Source organism: Streptomyces sp. JK94, from assembly GCF_053613315.1.
In genome coordinates, this window is sequence record NZ_JBSICH010000015.1 from 40,302 (window position 1) to 59,334 (window position 19,033).

At 72.1% G+C, this 19,033-nt stretch carries 16 protein-coding genes and 3 pseudogenes; 13 read left to right on the forward strand and 6 right to left on the reverse strand.

Features of this window, described 5'->3' with window-relative positions; all coding sequences use genetic code 11:
- Positions 1–77 precede the first annotated feature (77 nt).
- Together ACVV2G_RS14680 and ACVV2G_RS14685 are read left to right on the forward strand one after the other, a co-directional pair.
- Positions 78–1,364: an acetyl-CoA C-acetyltransferase gene (locus ACVV2G_RS14680; RefSeq protein WP_453843136.1), complete on the forward strand. Its 1,287-nt coding sequence runs from the start codon at positions 78–80 to the stop codon at positions 1,362–1,364.
- 209 nt (positions 1,365–1,573) lie between these two features.
- A complete protein-coding gene (locus ACVV2G_RS14685; RefSeq protein WP_453843137.1) occupies positions 1,574–3,502 on the forward strand; it encodes an AMP-dependent synthetase/ligase in 1,929 nt (642 codons plus the stop codon).
- 28 nt (positions 3,503–3,530) lie between these two features.
- On the opposite strand, the gene ACVV2G_RS14690 is transcribed toward ACVV2G_RS14685, so the two are convergent.
- Both ACVV2G_RS14690 and ACVV2G_RS14695 read right to left on the reverse strand, forming a co-directional pair.
- Positions 3,531–4,199 (reverse strand): class I SAM-dependent methyltransferase, encoded by a 669-nt coding sequence (locus ACVV2G_RS14690; protein ID WP_453843138.1) that lies wholly within the window; start codon positions 4,197–4,199, stop codon positions 3,531–3,533.
- A gap of 186 nt (positions 4,200–4,385) precedes the next feature.
- Positions 4,386–4,589 carry a cold-shock protein gene (locus tag ACVV2G_RS14695; protein ID WP_003974443.1) on the reverse strand — a complete coding sequence of 68 codons (204 nt, stop codon included), beginning with the start codon at positions 4,587–4,589 and terminating at the stop codon, positions 4,386–4,388.
- Positions 4,590–4,880: 291 nt separating this feature from the next.
- On the opposite strand from ACVV2G_RS14695, the gene ACVV2G_RS14700 reads away from it, so the two are divergent.
- The 4 genes from ACVV2G_RS14700 (at position 4,881) to ACVV2G_RS14715 (ending at position 8,926) form a co-directional block, all read left to right on the forward strand.
- Complete coding sequence (locus tag ACVV2G_RS14700) at positions 4,881–5,729, forward strand: menaquinone biosynthetic enzyme MqnA/MqnD family protein (RefSeq protein ID WP_453843139.1); 849 nt, start codon at positions 4,881–4,883, stop codon at positions 5,727–5,729.
- 584 nt (positions 5,730–6,313) lie between these two features.
- A complete protein-coding gene (locus ACVV2G_RS14705) occupies positions 6,314–7,060 on the forward strand; it encodes a prepilin peptidase (RefSeq protein WP_453843140.1) in 747 nt (248 codons plus the stop codon).
- 78 nt (positions 7,061–7,138) lie between these two features.
- Complete coding sequence (gene mqnC / locus ACVV2G_RS14710; RefSeq protein WP_453843141.1) at positions 7,139–8,338, forward strand: cyclic dehypoxanthinyl futalosine synthase; 1,200 nt, start codon at positions 7,139–7,141, stop codon at positions 8,336–8,338.
- Between the two features lie 138 nt (positions 8,339–8,476).
- Complete coding sequence (locus ACVV2G_RS14715) at positions 8,477–8,926, forward strand: imidazolonepropionase-like domain-containing protein (RefSeq protein WP_453843142.1); 450 nt, start codon at positions 8,477–8,479, stop codon at positions 8,924–8,926.
- A 29-nt stretch (positions 8,927–8,955) separates the two neighbouring features.
- On the opposite strand, the gene ACVV2G_RS14720 is transcribed toward ACVV2G_RS14715, so the two are convergent.
- Positions 8,956–9,972, reverse strand: a complete 1,017-nt coding sequence (locus ACVV2G_RS14720) for a chitinase (RefSeq protein WP_453843143.1) — start codon at positions 9,970–9,972, stop codon at positions 8,956–8,958.
- A 199-nt stretch (positions 9,973–10,171) separates the two neighbouring features.
- On the opposite strand from ACVV2G_RS14720, the gene ACVV2G_RS14725 reads away from it, so the two are divergent.
- The 5 genes and pseudogenes from ACVV2G_RS14725 to ACVV2G_RS14745 all read left to right on the forward strand — a co-directional run bounded on the left by ACVV2G_RS14725 (position 10,172) and on the right by ACVV2G_RS14745 (position 14,298).
- Positions 10,172–10,639 (forward strand): hypothetical protein, encoded by a 468-nt coding sequence (locus tag ACVV2G_RS14725; RefSeq protein ID WP_453843144.1) that lies wholly within the window; start codon positions 10,172–10,174, stop codon positions 10,637–10,639.
- Between the two features lie 20 nt (positions 10,640–10,659).
- A complete protein-coding gene (locus ACVV2G_RS14730; RefSeq protein WP_453843145.1) occupies positions 10,660–12,903 on the forward strand; it encodes a bifunctional polysaccharide deacetylase/glycosyltransferase family 2 protein in 2,244 nt (747 codons plus the stop codon).
- 100 nt (positions 12,904–13,003) lie between these two features.
- Positions 13,004–13,222: pseudogene (locus ACVV2G_RS14735) on the forward strand (acyltransferase family protein); the annotation flags it as partial.
- A 105-nt stretch (positions 13,223–13,327) separates the two neighbouring features.
- A pseudogene (locus ACVV2G_RS14740) lies at positions 13,328–13,579 on the forward strand (acyltransferase family protein); the annotation flags it as partial.
- 23 nt (positions 13,580–13,602) lie between these two features.
- On the forward strand, positions 13,603–14,298 hold the full coding sequence (locus ACVV2G_RS14745) for a demethylmenaquinone methyltransferase (protein WP_453843146.1): 696 nt from the start codon (positions 13,603–13,605) through the stop codon (positions 14,296–14,298).
- 60 nt (positions 14,299–14,358) lie between these two features.
- Here ACVV2G_RS14745 and ACVV2G_RS14750 read toward each other — a convergent pair whose 3' ends face one another.
- Positions 14,359–14,889, reverse strand: a complete 531-nt coding sequence (locus ACVV2G_RS14750; protein ID WP_453843147.1) for a GNAT family N-acetyltransferase — start codon at positions 14,887–14,889, stop codon at positions 14,359–14,361.
- Positions 14,890–14,936: 47 nt separating this feature from the next.
- Between ACVV2G_RS14750 and ACVV2G_RS14755 the strand changes: the two genes are divergently transcribed.
- Positions 14,937–16,271: a geranylgeranyl reductase family protein gene (locus ACVV2G_RS14755; protein WP_453843148.1), complete on the forward strand. Its 1,335-nt coding sequence runs from the start codon at positions 14,937–14,939 to the stop codon at positions 16,269–16,271.
- Here the strand turns inward: ACVV2G_RS14755 and def are convergent.
- Positions 16,272–16,932, reverse strand: a pseudogene (gene def, locus ACVV2G_RS14760) (peptide deformylase).
- Between the two features lie 135 nt (positions 16,933–17,067).
- Entirely contained in the window at positions 17,068–17,910 is an 843-nt protein-coding gene (locus ACVV2G_RS14765; protein ID WP_453843149.1) for a C40 family peptidase, read from the reverse strand.
- A gap of 753 nt (positions 17,911–18,663) precedes the next feature.
- On the opposite strand from ACVV2G_RS14765, the gene ACVV2G_RS14770 reads away from it, so the two are divergent.
- Positions 18,664–19,023, forward strand: a complete 360-nt coding sequence (locus ACVV2G_RS14770; RefSeq protein WP_003974383.1) for an NADH-quinone oxidoreductase subunit A — start codon at positions 18,664–18,666, stop codon at positions 19,021–19,023.
- Positions 19,024–19,033: the final 10 nt, after the last annotated feature.

The window sequence follows — 19,033 nt, forward strand, 5'->3', positions numbered from 1 at the left end:
GCCCAGTCGTGCTTACTCTGGAGTAAGGTTACCGGAGGTAAGTCTATGTCGCGGGACCAGGTCGAGGTGAGGTCAGCATGAGCCCCCTGAATCCGCCGCGGGCGCGGCGCGTCGCGGTCGTCGGCGGTACGCGGATCCCGTTCGCCCGCTCCGACGGCCCCTACGCCACCGCCTCCAACCAGGAGATGCTCACCGCGGCCCTCGACGGCCTGGTCGAGCGCCACGGCCTCCAGGAGCCGGGCGCGGTCGGCGAGTTCGTGGCCGGCGCGGTCCTCAAGCACAGCCGCGACTTCAACCTCGCCCGCGAGACGGTCCTCGGCTCGGCGCTGGACCCGCGCACTCCCGCCTACGACGTCCAGCAGGCCTGCGGCACCGGCCTCCAGGCCGTGATCGCCGCCGCCAACAAGATCGCCCTCGGGCAGACCGAGTCGGCGGTCGCGGGCGGCGCCGACACGGCGAGCGACGCGCCCCTGGGGCTCAACGACCGCCTGCGCCGCATCCTCCTGGAGGCCCGCCGGGCGAAGTCCTCGACCGGCCGGGCCAAGGCGCTGGCGAAGATCCGCCCGGGCCAGCTGGTCCCCGACATCCCGCGCAACGCCGAGCCGCGCACCGGTCTGTCGATGGGCGAGCACGCCGCCGTCACCGCCCGCGCCTGGGACATCACCCGCGAGGCGCAGGACGAGCTGGCGGCCACGAGCCACCAGCGGCTGGCGGCGGCGTACGAACGCGGCTTCTTCGAGGACCTGGTGGTCCCCTTCCGGGGGCTGTCCCGCGACCAGAACCTGCGCCCGGGCTCCACGGCGGAGAAACTGGCCGCGCTGAAGCCGGTGTTCGGCCTGGACGGCGCCGGTCCGACGATGACGGCGGGCAATTCCACGCCGCTGACCGACGGGGCGGCGACGGTGCTGCTGGCGAGCGAGGAGTGGGCCGAGGCCCGCGGGCTGGAGCCGCTGGCGTACCTGACGGCGTACGCGACGGCGGCCGTGGACTTCGTCGGCGGCGATGTGGCGGGCGGCGAGGACGGCCTGCTGATGGCCCCGGCGTACGCGGTCCCGCGCATGCTGGAGCGGGCCGGGCTGGGCATCGAGGACTTCGACCTGGTCGAGATCCACGAGGCGTTCGCCTCCCAGGTGCTGGCCACGCTGGCGGCGTGGGAGAAGCGGGGCCTGGCCCCGGTGGACCGCGCCCGCCTCAACGTGGCCGGCTCCTCCCTCGCCACCGGCCACCCCTTCGCCGCGACCGGCGCCCGCGTCGTGGCGACGCTGGCCGCGCTGCTCGCCGAGCGGGAGGGGCCGGGGCGCGGGCTGATCTCCGTCTGCGCGGCGGGCGGCCAGGGGGTCACGGCCGTACTGGAACGAACGTGACCTACTGGCAGGTAACTCCCGAAACTGCACACCCCCGACGCGCTACCGCCCCCGAACCCGCACCAACCCCGCACGAAGGCCCCGTACGATCCCCGGACTGACCGTCGGTCACCCACGTGTGCGGGGGACGGCGATGAACGCCTCGGCGCGCGAGGCACGTACGTCTTGCAGCAGAGCAGTGTCGCCGCTGCACGTCCCAGGAGCCGCCCGTGTCCACCCCGCTTCCCTCCTTCGCCGCATCCGCCGCCTACGCCGACTCGCCCGGTCCCACCCTGGTGGAACCCGAGACGCGGCGACTGGACGGCGTCGTACGGGAGGCGTACGTACCGCCGTTCGCACCGCCCGTGCGGCGCGGCTCCCTCGCCGACCTGCCCTTCGACAACGCGGCCGTGGCCGGGGACCGGGTGGTCCTCAGCCGCAGGTCGGCCGACGGGGACTGGTCCGACGTGACGGCGGCCGGGTTCGCCGGGCAGGTGCTGGCGGTCGCCAAGGGCATGATCTCCGAGGGCCTGGCGCCGGGCGACCGCGTGGCGATCATGGCGCGGACGACGTACGAGTGGACCCTGCTGGACTTCGCGGCGTGGGCGGCCGGCCTGGTCACCGTCCCCGTCTACCCGACCTCCTCCCTCTTCCAGATCCGCTGGATACTCCAGGACTCCGGCGCCGTCACCCTGGTCACCGAGACCGCCGCGCAGGCCGCATCCCTCGGCCCGGAACTGGACCGCATCCCCGACCTCCGGCACCTGTGGGTCATGGAGAAGGGGCATGTGGAGCGGCTGGCGGAGCTGGGCGCGCAGGTGCCGGACGCGGAGGTGGAGGTCCGCCGGGGCATGCTGAGCCCGAGCACGCTCGCCACCCTGATCTACACCTCGGGCACCACCGGCCGGCCGAAGGGCTGCGCGCTGACCCACGGCAACTTCTTCGCCGAGGTGGACAACGCCATCGAGCTGCTCTACCCCGTCTTCAAGGCGAAGACGGGCGAGGAGCCCTCGATCCTGCTGTTCCTCCCGATGTCCCACGTCTTCGGCCGGATGGTCGCCGTGGCCTGCGTCCGCGCCCGGGTCCGCCTCGGCCACGCGCCGAGCCTCAAGCCGCAGGACCTGCTCCCGGACCTGGCGGCCTTCCGCCCGACCTGCCTGCTGACCATCCCGTACATGCTGGAGAAGATCTTCAACAGCGCCCGCGCCAAGGCCGAGTCGGGCGGCCGGTCCACGGCCTTCGACCGGGCCGTTTCGGTGGCCGTGCGCTACGGCGAGGCCATGGAGGCCCGCCAGACGGGCGCGAACGGCGGGCCCGGCCGGGCCCTGAAGACCGCCCGCTCCTTCTACGACCCCCTCGTCTTCCGCAAGATCCGCAACGCCATGGGCGGCCGGGTCCGCTACGTCATCTGCGGCGGTTCCCCGCTCGGCCGCCGCCTGGCCGCCTTCTACGCGGGGGCCGGCATCGAGATCTTCGAGGGCTACGGCCTCACGGAGACGACGGCCGCCGCAACGGTGACGCCCCCGCTCAAGCCGCGCCTCGGCACGGTCGGCTGGCCACTGCCCGGCACCCGCATCCGCATCGCCGCCGACGGCGAGATCCTCGTCGCCGGGGACCAGGTCCTGCCCGGCTACTGGGACCCGCAGGCGGGCGGCGTCGTCCCGGCCGCCCCCGACGGCTGGTTCGCCACCGGCGACATCGGCAGCCTGGACGACGAGGGCTATCTGACGATCACCGGCCGCAAGAAGGAGCTGCTGATCACGGCGGGGGGCAAGAGCGTGGCCCCGGCTCCCCTGGAGAACTGGCTGCGCTCCCATCCCCTGGTCTCCCAGTGCATGGTGCTGGGCGACCGCCGTCCCTACGTCTGCGCCCTCTTCACCCTCGACCCCGACGGCGTCAGCCACTGGCGCCGCATGAACGGCAAGCACCCGGTGCCGCCGGAGCTGCTCGTCGACGACGAGGAGGTGCACGCCGTCCTCCAGCGCGCCGTCGACGAGGCCAACAAACTCGTCTCCCGCCCGGAGTCCATCCGGCGCTTCGCCGTCCTGCCGAGGGACTTCACCGAGTGGGAGGGCCATCTGACCCCCTCGATGAAGCTGCGCCGCGACGTGATCATGCGGGACTTCGCCGGGGCGGTGGAGGGGCTGTACGGGGCGTAGACCGGCGGGTGCTCGGTGCGGCGGGTGCTCAGCGGCGGGCGATCAGGCAGGCCTGCGGGACCTTCGCGGAGGTGTCCTCCTCCTGCACGCGCACCGTCCGGGACAGCACGGTGAAGCCGGCCCGCTCCAGCAGTTCCGCCATCGGTTCCGGCCGCCGCCGTTCGAAGTGCAGGGCGACCGGGTGGCCGAAGGGGCGGTCGAGGTGCATCGGCTCGTCGCCGACCTGGAAGGCGAGGAGGAAGTGGCCGTCCGGGGCCAGCACGCGGCGCACCTCCGCGAAGAGGCCGGGCAGCCGGTCCCAGGGCGTATGGATCGACGAGTACCACGAGACGGCCCCCGCGAGGGCCCCGTCGGGCAGGTTCAGCTCCAGCATGGAGCCCTGCTCGAACCGGAGGCCCGGGTTCTCGCGGCGCGCGATCTCCAGCATCGCGGCGGAGAGGTCCAGGCCGAAGACGCGCAGGCCGAGCGAGGCGAGGTGGGCGGTGACCCGGCCGGGCCCGCAGCCCAGGTCGGCCACCTCCCCCCGTGGTCCCACCAGTTCGGCGAAGGCGCCCATCAGCGCCCGGTCCAGCGGTGTGCCGGCGCCGGTGGAACGGTGCAGGCCGGCGTAGTCCTCGGCGATGGTGTCGTAGAAGGCGCGGGTGGTGTCCAGGAAGCCGGAGCCGTGTGCGGGGCCCTGTCCGGTGTCGTCAGCCATGGCGCGGACCCTAACGGCAGCCACCGACAGCGGCGCCTCGTTCCGGTCTGCGGTCTGCGGTCTGCGGTCTGCCGTTTGCTGTCCGCCGTCTGCCGCCCGTGGCGTGGCCTGTGTGAGGTCCGGGTCCGGGAAGGGCAGGAGCCCCGTCGCCGGACCGGCGCGGGGCTCCTTGGGTACTGCTGTCAATCAGACAGGAGTGACATTCTCCGCCTGCGGGCCCTTCGGACCCTGCGTGACGTCGAAGGACACCTGCTGGTTCTCCTCGAGGGAACGGAATCCCTGAGCGTTGATCGCGGAGTAGTGGACGAAGACGTCCGGGCCGCCGCCTTCCTGGGCGATGAAACCAAAGCCCTTTTCGGCGTTGAACCACTTCACGGTTCCGGTAGCCATAAGCCCTCCTTGGGCCCAAAGGGTTGCCCTGCTCCAGAACCAGCAAGTGTGAAGACGGTGATTCCGCACAACTGCATATGTCTGAGAACGACGAGAGCCCGCGGTCACATGCTCCGCAGGCTCTGTACTGCAAGGGAAACCAAACTGCAACTTGCTGTGAGCCTAGCACGCAGGCCCCCTGGCGCAACAGAGGCCAAGATCACTTCACCCGGATGTTTGAACGTCTCGGCCGTTCGGCCGACGCCGGGGGGCGGCGGCGGGCGGATGCGGGGGGAGGGCTAGCCTCGCGATGTGGACAATTCTCGCACCCGGCCGCGCGTCGGCCACATTCAGTTCCTGAACTGCCTGCCCCTGTACTGGGGGCTCGCGAGAACGGGCACGCTCCTCGACTTCGAGCTCACGAAGGACACCCCGGAGAAGCTCAGCGAGCAGCTGGTGCAGGGCGGTCTCGACATCGGTCCCGTCACCCTGGTCGAATTCCTCAAGAACGCCGACGACCTGGTCGCCTTCCCCGACATCGCCGTCGGCTGCGACGGCCCGGTCATGTCGTGCGTGATCGTTTCCCAGGTCCCGCTGGACCGCCTGGACGGCGCCCGCGTCGCCCTCGGGTCGACCTCGCGCACCTCGGTCCGTCTCGCCCAGCTGCTGCTCGCCGAGCGCTTCGGCGTGCAGCCCGACTACTACACGTGCCCACCGGACCTCAGCCTGATGATGCAGGAGGCCGACGCGGCCGTCCTGATCGGCGACGCGGCCCTGCGCGCGAACATGATCGACGGCCCGCGCTACGGCCTCGCCGTGCACGACCTGGGCGCGCTGTGGAAGGAGTGGACGGGGCTGCCGTTCGTCTTCGCGGTGTGGGCGGCGCGGAAGGACTACGCGGAGCGCGAGCCGCTGCTCACCCGCAAGGTCCACGAGGCCTTCCTCGCCTCCCGCAACCTCTCCCTGGAGGAGGTGGACAAGGTGGCCGAGCAGGCGGCCCGCTGGGAGGCCTTCGACGAGGAGACCCTCGCGCGGTACTTCACCACCCTGGACTTCCGCTTCGGCGCCCCGCAGCTGGAGGCGGTCACCGAGTTCGCCCGCCGGGTGGGCCCGACCACCGGGTTCCCGGCGGACGTGAAGGTGGAGCTGCTCCGGCCCTGACGCGCGCGGCATTCGCCCCAGGTCCCCGGGCGGGCGGCCCACTGCCCTGCTTCCAGACATCGGCGTACACCGGCGTACGGGGGGAGGGGTGGACGCCGTGCGGCCGCTCGGAGCCGACGCACCCGTGTCTCGGTCGGCTCCCCCGGCTGCCGTGGGGGTCGAGGGCAACCGTGCCGTCTGCAGCCGGGCGCTCCACACCGTCCGCCTCACGCCCGTCGGCGACGACCTCGGGTACGCGTCCGACAGCCAGGACTCGGGGCGGCCGGAGGCCCGGTTGTCGAAGACCGGGTAACCGAGCACGGCCCGTCGCGCTCACGACCAGGAGTACGCCGGTGCACCGCGGCCCGGACTCCGGACGATCCCCAACGACGGTCCTCAGGATCCCGGTAGGCTCGGCGCGCCCCGAACTCCCCACGCCGCGGCCCGTCCCGCCGCCCTCGACACAGGAGCCAGGACCCCGCCATGCCGCGCCGCCGCACCACCAGCCCGTCGAGCACGACGGGACCTCGCCCGGCTCCGAGGACGACGCCCGCCGGGGCCCTGCGCGACGAGCTGCCGCCGGCCCGGCGCGCGGGCGCCGCCGGATGACCATCGACCGCCTGACCGTCCTGGCCGTCCTGGCCGCCGCGCTCTGGGGCGCGGTGGCGGGGGCGCTGCTGCCCCGCGCGGCCTACCGCTTCTCCGCGTCCCCGGGAGAGCCGTGGCGCGAACGGTGCCCGGGCGAACACCCCGTCAGGGGCTGGCTGGGCCGGGCCCGGTGCGGGCGGTGCGCGGCCCCGACGGCGTCGTACGGGCCCCGTACCGCCTCCCTCGCCGCCGTCACCGCCCTCGTCTGCGCCGCTCTCGCCGCGGCCACCGGGACCCGCCCCGAAGTGGCCGTCTGGCTGCTGCTCGCCCCGGTCGCCGTCCTGCTGTCCGTCATCGACCTGCGGGTACGAAGGCTGCCCGACCCCCTCACCCTCCCGCTCGCCGGCGCCGCGCTCGCCCTCCTCGGCCTCACCGCGCTCGTGCCCGAGCACGCCGGCCGGTGGACCACCGCCCTGCTGGGTGCCCTCGCGCTCGGCGCCGGCTACTGCGTGCTGTTCCTCATCAACCCGGCCGGCATGGGCTTCGGCGACGTGAAACTGGCCCTCACGGCCGGTGCCTGCCTCGGCTGGTACGGCTGGCCGACGGTGATGCTCGGCACCTTCGCCGGCTTCCTGCTCGGCGCGCTCTACGGCGGCGCCCTCGTCGTCGCCCGGCGGGCCGGGCGCCGGACCGCCATCCCGTTCGGGCCGTTCCTGCTCGCGGGCCTGTTCCTCGGTGTCCTCGCGGGGGCCCGCGCGGCCTGAGCACGGACCCGTGAAAGGCCTGGCGTACGCTGGTCGCGTCCGTCCACAACCCTTACGAACCTTGCGAAAGGGACGCCGGTGACCGAGAAGGCCGACCTTCAGCCCATCCTCGACCGCGCCGCCGCCGGTGGTCGGATCACCCCCGAAGAGGCCCTCGACCTCTACCGCGACGCGCCGCTGCACGCCCTGGGCGCCGCCGCCGACGCCGTACGCAGGCGGAAGTACGCCGGTACCGAGCACATCGCGACGTACATCATCGAGCGCAACATCAACTACACGAACGTGTGCGTCACGGCGTGCCGGTTCTGCGCTTTCTACGCCGCGCCCAAGGACACCGCCAAGGGCTGGACCCGCGACCTCGACGACATCCTGCGCCGCTGCGCGGAGACGATCGAGCTGGGCGGCACCCAGATCATGTTCCAGGGCGGGCACCACCCCGACTACGGCGTCGAGTACTACGAGAAGCACTTCGCCGCCATCAAGAAGGAGTTCCCGCAGCTCGTCATCCACAGCCTGGGGGCGAGCGAGGTCGAGCACATGGCGCGGATCTCGAAGGTGTCGGTCGAGGAGGCCATCACCCGTATCCACGCCGCCGGGCTCGACTCCTTCGCCGGGGCCGGGGCGGAGCTGCTGCCCGAGCGTCCGCGCAAGGCCATCGCGCCGCTGAAGGAGTCCGGCGAGCGCTGGCTGGAGATCATGGAGATCGCGCACGGCCTGGGTGTGGAGTCCACCTCCACCATGCTCATGGGCACCGGCGAGACCAACGCCGAGCGCATCGAGCACCTGCGGATGATCCGGGACGTGCAGGACCGCACGGGCGGCTTCCGCGCCTTCATCCCGTACACCTACCAGCCCGAGAACAACCACCTGAAGGGCCGCACGCAGGCCACGCTCTTCGAGTACCTGCGGATGATCGCCATCGCCCGCCTCTTCCTCGACAACGTCGCCCACATCCAGGGTTCCTGGCTGACGACCGGCAAGGAGGTCGGCCAGCTCTCCCTGCACTACGGCGCCGACGACCTCGGCTCGATCATGCTGGAGGAGAACGTCGTGTCGTCGGCCGGTGCCAAGCACCGCTCCAACCGGCTGGAGATCATCGACCTGATCCGCAAGGCGGGGCGCGTCCCGGCGCAGCGGGCGACGACGTACGAGCACCTCGTCGTCCACGACGACCCGGCGAACGACCCCGTCGACGAGCGCGTCGTCTCGCACATCTCGTCGACGGCCATCGAGGGCGGCACGGCCCACCCGGAACTGAAGCTGCTCGCCTCCAACTGACGACCGGGGACCCGGGGACCGACGACCGGAGACCGGGACCGGGAACCAACGACTGGAGACCGGGGACCGACGACCGGGAACCGGCAGCCCGACAGCCGACGACTGACGACCGACCGACGACCGACGGGTGACGCCGCCGTGCTGACGATTCACGCCGCCGACGAGGTGCGGTACGCCTGGGACGACCGCGAGCCGGTCCAGGGCGGTGCCGTGGCCGTCGACGGCACCCGGATCGCCGCCGTGGGACCGCTCGCCGCACTGACGGAGCGGTTCCCGGCCGCGCGGGTGCGGCGCTGGCCCGGTGTGCTCGGCCCCGCGCGCGTCCACGAGGGCCCGCTGCCGGACGCCCCCACGCCGCGCGAGCGGGTGCACGCCGTGCTGAAGCTGGGCGCGGTGGCGATCCTGGAGGAGCACGCCGGCCCGCCCGGACTGCGGGCGGCGGCCGAGCGCAACGACGTCGTGGTGCTCGCCCGCCCCCGCCCCGCCGTCCTCACCGACCTCGGCCGGGCGGATCTCGCGGTCCTCGACGACACCGGCGCCTGCATCGCCACCGTGTGCGCGGGGCGCCTGGTGCACCGCAGGCGCTGACCGCGGCCCTAGGCCGTCGCACGCGGTCGTCAGCCGCCGAACGCCTCCCCGAACGCCCCCGCCTCCTGGGTCACGCCGCTGCAGTCGGTCGCCGCGTCGTCGGCGCCGGCCTCGTCCGTGCACTGCCGGTCGCGGAAGGACGCCCACATCGACACCCAGGCGATCCCCTTCTCCTGCGCGAAGGCGCGTACCTCGGCCGCGTCGGCGAGGGTGAACGTCTCACCGGCGACGTCGTTGACCCCGAGCATCGAGGTGAGCGCCATGCCCCGCCAGGCGTCCGCGTCCGAGGTCCCGAACACGTCCTGGAGCTGGGTGTGGGCGGCCTGCGCCGAGGTGAGGGCGTAGTCGCCCATGTCGCCGTCGTACGACTCGCCGTAGTTCATGGTCATGAGGTTGACCGTGGAGACCTGTACGCCGTGGTCGTTGGCGGACGCCAGCAGCGCCAGGCTGTCGGAGTCCAGGCCGGAGGGCATCACCGGGAGGGTGAAGGAGACCTCCAGGTCGCTCCGCTCCTCCTGGAGCAGCGCGATCGCCTCCGAGCGCAGGGCGGCGGACGCGGTGTCGGCCAGCTCGTCGCCCTCGATGTCGAAGTCCGCCCGCGTGGCACCGGCCGCGTCCAGCGCCTCGCCGTACGCCTCCGCCAGGTCCGTCGCGTTGCCGCAGACCGCCGCCAGCTCCTCGCCGGAGGCGCCGCCGAAGGAGACGCGGAGGGTGGCGCCGGACTCCTTCAGCCGCTCCACGCGGGAGGTGGCGGAGGCGTCGTCGATGTCCTGCACCCCGTTCCAGCGCGGGACGCAGTCGTCACCGGAGGAGAGGACGAACGCCAGGTTGTACGTCGTCGGCGAGCCCGCCGAGTCCTGGTCGGACGCCGTGGTGGCGCTGACGTAGGGGGCATAGGCGGTGCCCGGCGCGGACGTCGTGGCCGACGCGGACGGTGTCCCGGCGTCCGCGTCGGACGTGCCGTCGCCGTCCTGCGCGGAGCAACCCGCCGTCGCCAGGGCGAGCAGCAGGGCGCACCCGGCAGCCGCCTTCCGGTAAGCCCTCATGTGCGTACGCTCCCGTTCTCGTCTTCGGACGTTGTCGTCGTCGGGCAGGCGAACGTCTCACAGGAGGCTTGGCCTTTCCTGAGGAAAGCGGGCGGTTTTCCCCCGTCCCACAGGACACGGACAGGCTGCGTCGCCATTCACCGGAATCGCACAAGGAGTTCCGAGGTCGCGGCAGGGGAAGCTCCCTACCGTCCGGGGAATGCACTCCGAGCCTGCCATCGAAAGCCGCCCCGCCCTGGGTGAGAAGCCCGTGCGCGGTCGCCGTCGTCGACGCGGCGGCGGACCCGCCGAAGGGCCCGTCTTCGTCGACAACTCCGGACGCCGCGCCAGGCTGCTGCGCCGGCTGGGTCTGCTCGTCGGGGCCCTCTGTGTCGGTTACGCGGCCGTCCTGGGCCTCGCCTTCGTGGGCATCGGCACCTCGGTCAGCCCCTCCTCGCTGCTGCCCTTCGGGGCCGGCGGGGGGAACGGCCCCGGACCCGGTCCGGGAGCCGGCCCGATGGGCGGCCTGGCGCCCACGGGCGCCCCGCCCTCCGGCGCGGCCGTGCCCGGCGGGCCCCCCAGCGCCACCGCCTCGTCCAGCGCCGGTACCACCGCCACGCCCAGCGACTCGGCCACGCCCAGCGCCGACACCTCGGCCACGCCCACCGCCACCGCCTCCACCGACTGACCGGGAACGCCGCCACCCCCATGACCACGCCCACGCCCCCCTCCCCGCCCGCCCGGGGCCGCCGCCGTGCCCCGACCCGCATGGAGCGCGCCGCCGGCCGGGCCGCCGCGCTGCAACGCCCGCGCGTCCTCCTCGCCCTGCTGCTCCTGCTCGCGCTGACCTGCGTGATGCTGCTCGACGGCTATCTGCGCGCGGAGGTCGGCGGCGACCAGCGTGTCCGCTCCAGTGCCAGTGCCGGCGACGTCCCCGACGAGGTCCTCGAGGGCGGGCCGATCCTCACCTTCCCCGGCGGACAGGCCACCACCGTCTCCGTCCCGGACAAGACGATCGCCCTCACCTTCGACGACGGCCCGGACCCCACCTGGACGCCCCAGGTGCTGGAGATCCTGGAGGAGTACGACGTACCCGGCACGTTCTTCCTGGTCGGCTCGATGATCGCGCGCTACCCGGACATCGTCGGGGACCTGGTCGCGCAGGGCAGCGAGGTGGGCGTCCACACCTTCACCCACGTCGACCTCTCCTACCAGAGCGAGGCCCGCGTCACGCGCGAGATCGAGCAGACCCAGCTCGCCCTCGCCGGTGCGGCCGGCATCACCACCACGCTGTTCCGGGCGCCGTACTCGTCCGAGACGGACGCCATCGACAACTACAGCTGGCCCGTCTACGAGCAACTCGGCGAGGACGGCTACACCAGCGTCTTCATCGACACCGACAGCGACGACTGGAAGCAGCCCGGCGTCTCGAAGATCGTCGAGGGGGCCACTCCGGCGGACGGCGAGGGCGCCTCCGTCCTCTTCCACGACTCCGGCGGCGAGCGGTCGCAGACGATCGAGGCGCTGCCGAAGTACATCGAGAAGATGAAGGCGAAGGGCTACACCTTCACCACCATCAGCGGTGTCATGGCCGAACAGCAGCCCTCCGGCGGGCCCGCCCCGCAGGCGTCCGGCTCCGGGGGCGGCCTGCAGGCGGCCCACCACGAGGCCACCGGCACGGTCCTCTGGGAGGGCAGGGCGCTCGTCGCGGCCGTCGCCGTCGCCGAGTGGACGGTGCCGGTCCTGTCGGTCGGACTCGTGGTCGTGGGCGTGGCCGTCATGGGCCGGTTCGGGATGATGCTGCTGCTCGCCCGCCGCCACTACCGACAGCGCAACAGACGGCGCTTCAGCTGGGGGCCGCCCGTGGCCGGCCCGGTGAGCGTGATCGTCCCGGCGTACAACGAGAAGGAGTGCATAGCCAACACCCTCCGCTCGCTGGCGGAGAGCACCCACCCCATCGAGATCATCGTCGTGGACGACGGTTCGACGGACGGCACGGCCGAGATCGCCGAGTCCCTGGGACTGCCGGGCGTCCGCGTCGTCCGGCAGGCCAACGCCGGCAAGCCCGCCGCCCTCAACAACGGCGTCCGCAACGCCCGGTACGACATCGTCGTGATGATGGACGGCGACACCGTCTTCGAGCCGGACACCGTACGGCACCTGGTCCAGCCCTTCGCCGACCCCTCGGTCGGCGCCGTCGCGGGCAACGCCAAGGTCGGCAACCGGCGCACCCTCATCGGCGCCTGGCAGCACATCGAGTACGTGATGGGCTTCAACCTCGACCGGCGCATGTACGACCTGCTGCGCTGCATGCCGACCATCCCCGGCGCGATCGGCGCGTTCCGCCGCGAGGCGGTCCTCCAGGCCGGCGGCATGAGCGACGACACCCTCGCCGAGGACACCGACATCACCATCGCCCTGCACCGCGCCGGGTGGCGGGTCGTCTACCAGGAGCACGCCCGGGCCTGGACGGAGGCACCGGGCTCGCTGAAGCAGCTCTGGTCGCAGCGCTACCGCTGGTCGTACGGCACCATGCAGGCGCTGTGGAAGCACCGCGGTTCCCTGACGGACAAGGGGCCCTCGGGCCGCTTCGGGCGGGTCGGCATGCCGCTGGTCGTGCTCTTCCAGGTCGTCACGCCGGTCTTCGCGCCGCTCATCGACGTGTTCACCGTCTACTCGATGCTCTTCGTCGACTTCCGGGCCGCCCTGCTGGCCTGGCTGGCGGTGCTGGCCGTGCAGCTCGTGTGCGCGGCGTACGCCTTCCGCCTCGACCGGGAGAAGTACCGGTACCTGCTGATGATGCCGCTCCAGCAGCTGGCGTACCGGCAGATGATGTACCTCGTCCTCATCCACTCCTGCGTCACCGCCCTCACCGGCGGCCGGCTGCGCTGGCAGAAGCTGAAGCGGACCGGCGAGGTGGGGACGCCGGCCGGCCCCGCGGGCACCGGGTGATGGGAGCGCACAGCAAGAGGGCCGCGCGCCGCGCTCCCGCCGGGGGCGCGGCGCCGGCGGCTGCCAGGGAGGGGGTGGCGGGGGGCAGCCATGGCGGATCGTGCTGGGGCGTGCGAGGCCGGCCGCGGTCCTCGTCTGTCCCGCGCCGCGCTCGCCTGCGGCGGCTGGTACGCCTTCGCGCACCGGGCCGAGTACGGGCACGTACGACGTGGACGGCATCCCGCTCGCCCAAGCCCTCTGGTCGGCCGGGTTCGTGACGCTGCTGATGTACGCCAGGGCCCGGCCGGGCAACGGCTTCGCCGGGCGGGGCCGGCGACGGGGGCCCGCACGGCCGGCGAGGGACCGGCCGGTAAGTGTCCGGCCGGTGGGTGTCCGGCCGGCAGGTGTCCGGCCGGCAGGTGCCAGGCCGGTGGGTGTCCGGGCGGCGGGTGACCGGCCGGTGGGTGTTCTCAACGCGCGAGCCGTCACGGTCTCCCTCTGGCACGAGCTCGCGCCGATGGCCGCCGTTCCGCTGATCGACCGGTTCTGGGAGGTGCCCGCCTTCGAGGCGTACCTGCCGCTGGGCAGCCAGTGGTTCCTGCTGGGGGTGGGCTGGGTCCTGATCGCCGTGTTCGTCCTGCTGTTCGGGTGGGTGGAGGACGTCGCCGCGCGCAAGAGGCCGCGCCTGCTGCCGTGAGCCCGTGCTGCAACAATGGGGCCGTGACCCGCGCTTCCCTGAACAAGCAGCCGCACGAAGTCGCCTCGATGTTCGACCACGTCGCGGAACGGTACGACCTGACGAACGCCGTGCTCTCGCTCGGCCAGGACCGGGCGTGGCGCAAGGAGGTCGCCAGAGCCGTCGACGCCCGCCCCGCGCAGAAGATCCTGGACCTCGCGGCCGGCACCGCGACCTCCTCCCTGCCCTTCGCCCGCACCGGCGCCTACGTCGTCCCCTGCGACTTCTCCCTCGGCATGCTCCAGGTCGGCAAGGAGCGCCACACCTGGCTGCCCTTCACCGCGGGCGACGCGACGAGGCTGCCGTTCAGGGACGGCGTCTTCGACGCGGTCACCATCTCCTTCGGGCTGCGCAACGTGCAGGACACGGACGCCGCGCTGCGCGAGATGTACCGGGTGACGCGGCCCGGCGGCCGGGTCGTCATCTGCGAGTTCTCGCACCCGACGTGGACGCCGTTCCGGACCGTCTACACCGAGTACCTGATGCGCGCCCTGCCGCCGGTGGCCCGCGCGGTGTCGTCCAACCCCGACGCGTACGTCTACCTCGCCGAGTCCATCCGTGCCTGGCCCGACCAGCCGGCGCTCGCCCGGCGGCTGGCCAAGGCCGGCTGGTCCAAGGTGGCGTACCGGAACCTGACGGGCGGCGTGGTGGCGCTGCACCGCGGTTTCAAGGAGAGCTGAGGAAGACGCCGCGGGGCGGGCCGCCCCCGCCCGGTCCGGCCCGTCGGCCGGCGCCCGTGCTCACGACCGTGCCGGCGCGGGCGCTCCCAGGGGAAGCCGGTAGCAGTGCCCCTGCTGCTCGTCGGCCGGCGTCGTGAAGACCTCGGAGAGCCGCATGCCCAGCCGCTCCGTGACCGCGATGGACCGGGCGTTGCGCGCGTTGACCATCGCGACCACCTCCGCCACGCCCGCGGCACGCACCCGCTCCAGCGTCTGCCGGGCCGCCGCCGTGGCGTACCCCTTGCCCCAGTGGGCCCGCCCGAGACGCCAGCCGATCTCGATCTCGCCCTTGGGCCCCCACTCCTGCGGCCACGGCTGGGCGCCGGTGAAGCCGACGACCCGGCCCTCCTCGTCCACCATGGTCCACAGGCAGAAGCCGTGTTCGGCGTCGTGCCGGCGCTGACGGGCGGTGAGCTCCTCGTAGACGGACAGTTCCGCGGACCTCCCGCCGTGGAACTCCATGACGTCCGGATCGTCGAAGATCCGGTGCCAGGCGACGGCGTCCTCGTCGGTGGGGACGCGCAACCGTACGACGGGCAGAGCTCGGTTCACGGGGCAGCCCTTCAGCCGGGTGATCGGTGACGCTGAATAGACTGCCCATGTCCAGTGCCCGTCGGCACGCACATTTCGAACTCTGGGGAGATCCCGCCGTGACCGAGCCCCTCTCCGACAACACCGCCGATGTGATCGTCGTGGGCGCGGGGCCAGCCGGCTCCACCACCGCGTACTACCTGGCCAAGGCCGGACTCGACGTCCTCCTCCTGGAGAAGACCGCCTTCCCGCGGGAGAAGGTCTGCGGCGACGGGCTCACCCCGCGCGCGACCAAGCAGCTGGTGGCGATGGGCATCGACATCTCCGAGGAGGCCGGCTGGCTGCGCAACAAGGGCCTGCGCATCATCGGCGGCGGCTCCCGCCTCCAGCTGGACTGGCCCGATCTCGCCTCCTACCCGGACTACGGACTCGTCCGCAAGCGCGACGACTTCGACGAGCAGCTCGCCCGGCAGGCCCAGAAGGCCGGCGCGCGCCTCCACGAGCGCTGCAACGTCACGGCCCCCGTCGTCGACGACCGCACCGGCCGCATCACCGGCGTGCACGCCAAGCTGGGGGAGGAGAAGCGGGAGATCACCTTCCACGCGCCGCTCGTCGTGGCCGCCGACGGCAACTCCACGCGCCTGTCCCTCGCGATGGGCCTGCACCGCCGCGAGGACCGCCCGATGGGCGTCGCGGTCCGCACGTACTTCACCTCGCCCCGCCACGACGACGACTACCTGGAGTCCTGGCTGGAACTGTGGGACCGCCGCGGCCCCCAGGACCGCCTCCTGCCGGGCTACGGCTGGATCTTCGGCATGGGCGACGGCACCTCGAACGTCGGCCTCGGCGTGCTGAACACCTCCGACTCCTTCAAGGAACTCGACTGGCGCGAGGTCCTGAAGGCCTGGTGCGCGTCCATGCCCGAGGACTGGGGCTACACCCCGGACAACATGACGGGCCCGATCCGCGGCGCCGCCCTGCCCATGGCCTTCAACCGCCAGCCGCACTACACGAAGGGCCTGCTGCTCGTCGGCGACGCCGGCGGCCTGGTGAACCCCTTCAACGGCGAGGGCATCGCCTACGCCATGGAGTCCGGCCAGATCGCCGCCGACGTCATCGTCCAGGCCCACGCGCGGGCCACGCCGGCCCAGCGCGAGATCGCCCTCCAGCGCTACCCGCGCGTCCTGAAGGACACCTACGGCGGCTACTACACGCTGGGCCGCGCCTTCGTGAAGCTCATCGGCAACCCGAAGGTCATGCAGATCGCGGCCCAGCGCGGCCTCACCCACCCCGTCCTGATGAAGTTCACCCTCAAGATGCTCGCCAACCTGACGGACCCGACGGGCGGCGACGCGATGGACCGCATCATCAACGGACTGAGCAAGGTCGCGCCGAAGGCCTGATCAGCCCTGGGCCGGGGGGCGGGGCCGGGTGAGGTCCCCGACGGCCCCGTCGAGGGCCCGGGCGTTGGCGGCCCGGCGCACGAGGACCTCCGCGCGCCGGTCCGCCGCCTGCCGCAGCGCCGCCTTCCGGTCGCGCGCGGAGAGCCGGTCCAGGTAGACCCGGCCGTTCACGTGGTCGGTCTCGTGGGCGAGGCAGCGCGCGAAACAACCGGTGCCCTCGACGGCGAGCGGGGCGCCGTCCCTGTCGAAGCCCCGGACGACGGCCCGGTCGGGCCGCGGTACGGCCATGGTGGCACCCGGCACCGACAGACATCCCTCCCCCTCGTCGAGCAGCCGCCGCGCGGCGGGGCTCCAGCACGGGGTTGACGACATGCCCGACATGACGGACACCGTCGTCGTCCAGGCAGTCGTAGACGAACAGGCGCAGACCGACGCCCAGCTGATTCGCCGCCAGCCCCGCTCCCTCCGCGACGTACATCGTGCGGAACATGTCGTCGATGAGTGCGGCGAGGTCGGGCCCGAACTCGGTGACGTCCCGGCAGGGCCTGTGCAGCACCTCTTCGCCCACCTCGGTGACCCGGCGCACCGTCCCGCGCAGGGCCTCCGGCGCGAGCGGGGGGCAGGCGGCGGCGGGCCGCCCCTGTACGAACACACTCGGCATGACGTTCTCTCCTTCTTCGGCTCGTGGACGGGCCGGTGGGGACCAGCCCGCGCCGAGCATGCCAGGGGAGACCGAAGGACCGCTGCCCCCGAGCGGCCGCGGTCCTTCGTATGCCTGATGTGTACGGGCGCCCGACTACAGGACGCGCACCGCGCCACTCGGCGGGTCGTACGACAGCGACGCCTTGACGACGCCGGTGGAGGAGTTCTGCGCGCCGACGAACATGCCTCCGCCGACGTAGACGCCCACGTGGTACGCGCTGCCCGCGCCACCCCAGTACAGGATGTCGCCCGGCTGGAGGTTGTCGAGCCCCACCTGGGTGCCGGCGGTCGACTGGGCCTGGGAGACGCGCGGAAGGCTGATGCCCACCTGCTTGAAGGCGGTCTGCACGAGACCGGAGCAGTCGTAGGCGGACGGACCGGTGGCACCGGAGACGTACGCCTTGCCGACCTGGGCCTGCACGAACGAGACGACCGCGGCGGCGGAACCGGTGGCCGTGGACGTGCTGGCGCCGGCGCCGGCCACGCCGCTGCCCGTGCTGTCCGAGGACCCGGTGTCCACGGAGGCGCTCAGGGTGGCGCGCTCGGTGCTGCGCGCGGCACGCTCGGCGGCCGCCTCGCGTGCGGCCTCCTCGGCCTTCTTCTTCTCCTCCGCGGCCTTCTTCTTGGCCTCCGCGAGGTCCGCCTCGGCCTTCTTGGCGGCCTTGGCGGCGGCCGCGTCACGCTCGGCCTGCAGCTCGTAACTGGCGGCCGCCTGCTGCGTGACGTCCGCGGACTGGGCGACCTGAGCGGCCAGGTCGGCCGTCAGGGTGGGCAGTTCGAGGGTCTGCGTCACCGGTTCTGCCGCATTGGCCGAACCCGACGCCCCGGCCACTGCCAGGGTGCTGAGGACGCCACCGGCAACTCCGGCCCGCATCGCGATGGTCGACGCGCTGCGGCGGGGCTTCCGGTGGCTGCGTATGTGAGCGGTGTGGGACATAGGGACAACCGGTATCAGGAGCTCCTCCATACCTACAAGAAACGTGTGCTGCGCCACAGTTGTTCAACCGGGTCCCGAATCCCGGGCGTGTCGCCTCCTATTGGCGCCCTAACGGACATTGCGGGCGGGTCGTAACCAGCCTGTGATCACGGCCTTTGATCGTTACGCCCGAATTGCCCCGCGCCTACCACTTGTTGAAGCAGTTGGCCAAGCCCGGTTTTCAGACGCCTCTCATGAATGTGGCGCAGGTCACGGAACGGTTGCCCCGCCGGTCGCGTCCGTGTCGTGCGAGCCGGGTCCGCGGAACTCGTGAACGCGCGCACGTGTCCACATCGCGCCCCACCCTCCCCCTGATGTGTGAACGCGCCCTCTATCAAGTGATCCCGCCCCGCGCGAATTTGCATGCAAGGGAAGCATCTTGATATGGAGACACTCGCCTCCGGTGCCTCCTGGCCAGCGGCGACGATCGAAAATGTCACCTCTCGTGATCAACTGAATGCTTCTTGTGTGAAGATCACCGCTCATCCGACTTCATGATCCTTCGTCAGGTGGTGGAGATCACAAAGCTTGTGCAATACCCCGTGTCGCAGATCACAGAGTGGCAGGCATAGGATGCGAGGCAGTTGGGCTTGTGACCTGCTTCACATGTTCGCGATCTTCGCTGGGACGAGCGGGGTTCGTGGGGTTGCTGAGGCTGTGGTGAGCCCGATGCAACCGCCAGCAGTCAGTGCCGACTGAGAGGAGCGAGGAGCGGTGAACGCGTATGCGCCCATCCTCGTACTGGGAGCCCTCGGGGCAGGCTTTGCGATCTTCTCCGTGGTGATGGCCACGCTGATCGGTCCGAAGCGGTACAACCGGGCGAAGCTCGAGGCCTACGAGTGCGGCATCGAGCCGACCCCCACGCCGGCCGGCGGCGGGCGCTTCCCCATCAAGTACTACCTGACGGCGATGCTCTTCATCATCTTCGATATCGAGATCGTCTTCCTCTACCCCTGGGCCGTCACCTTCGACGCCCTGGGGATTTTCGGGCTCGTGGAGATGCTGCTCTTCGTGCTCACCGTCTTCGTCGCGTACGCGTACGTATGGCGGCGCGGCGGCCTGGAATGGGACTGAGGGGCCTCTG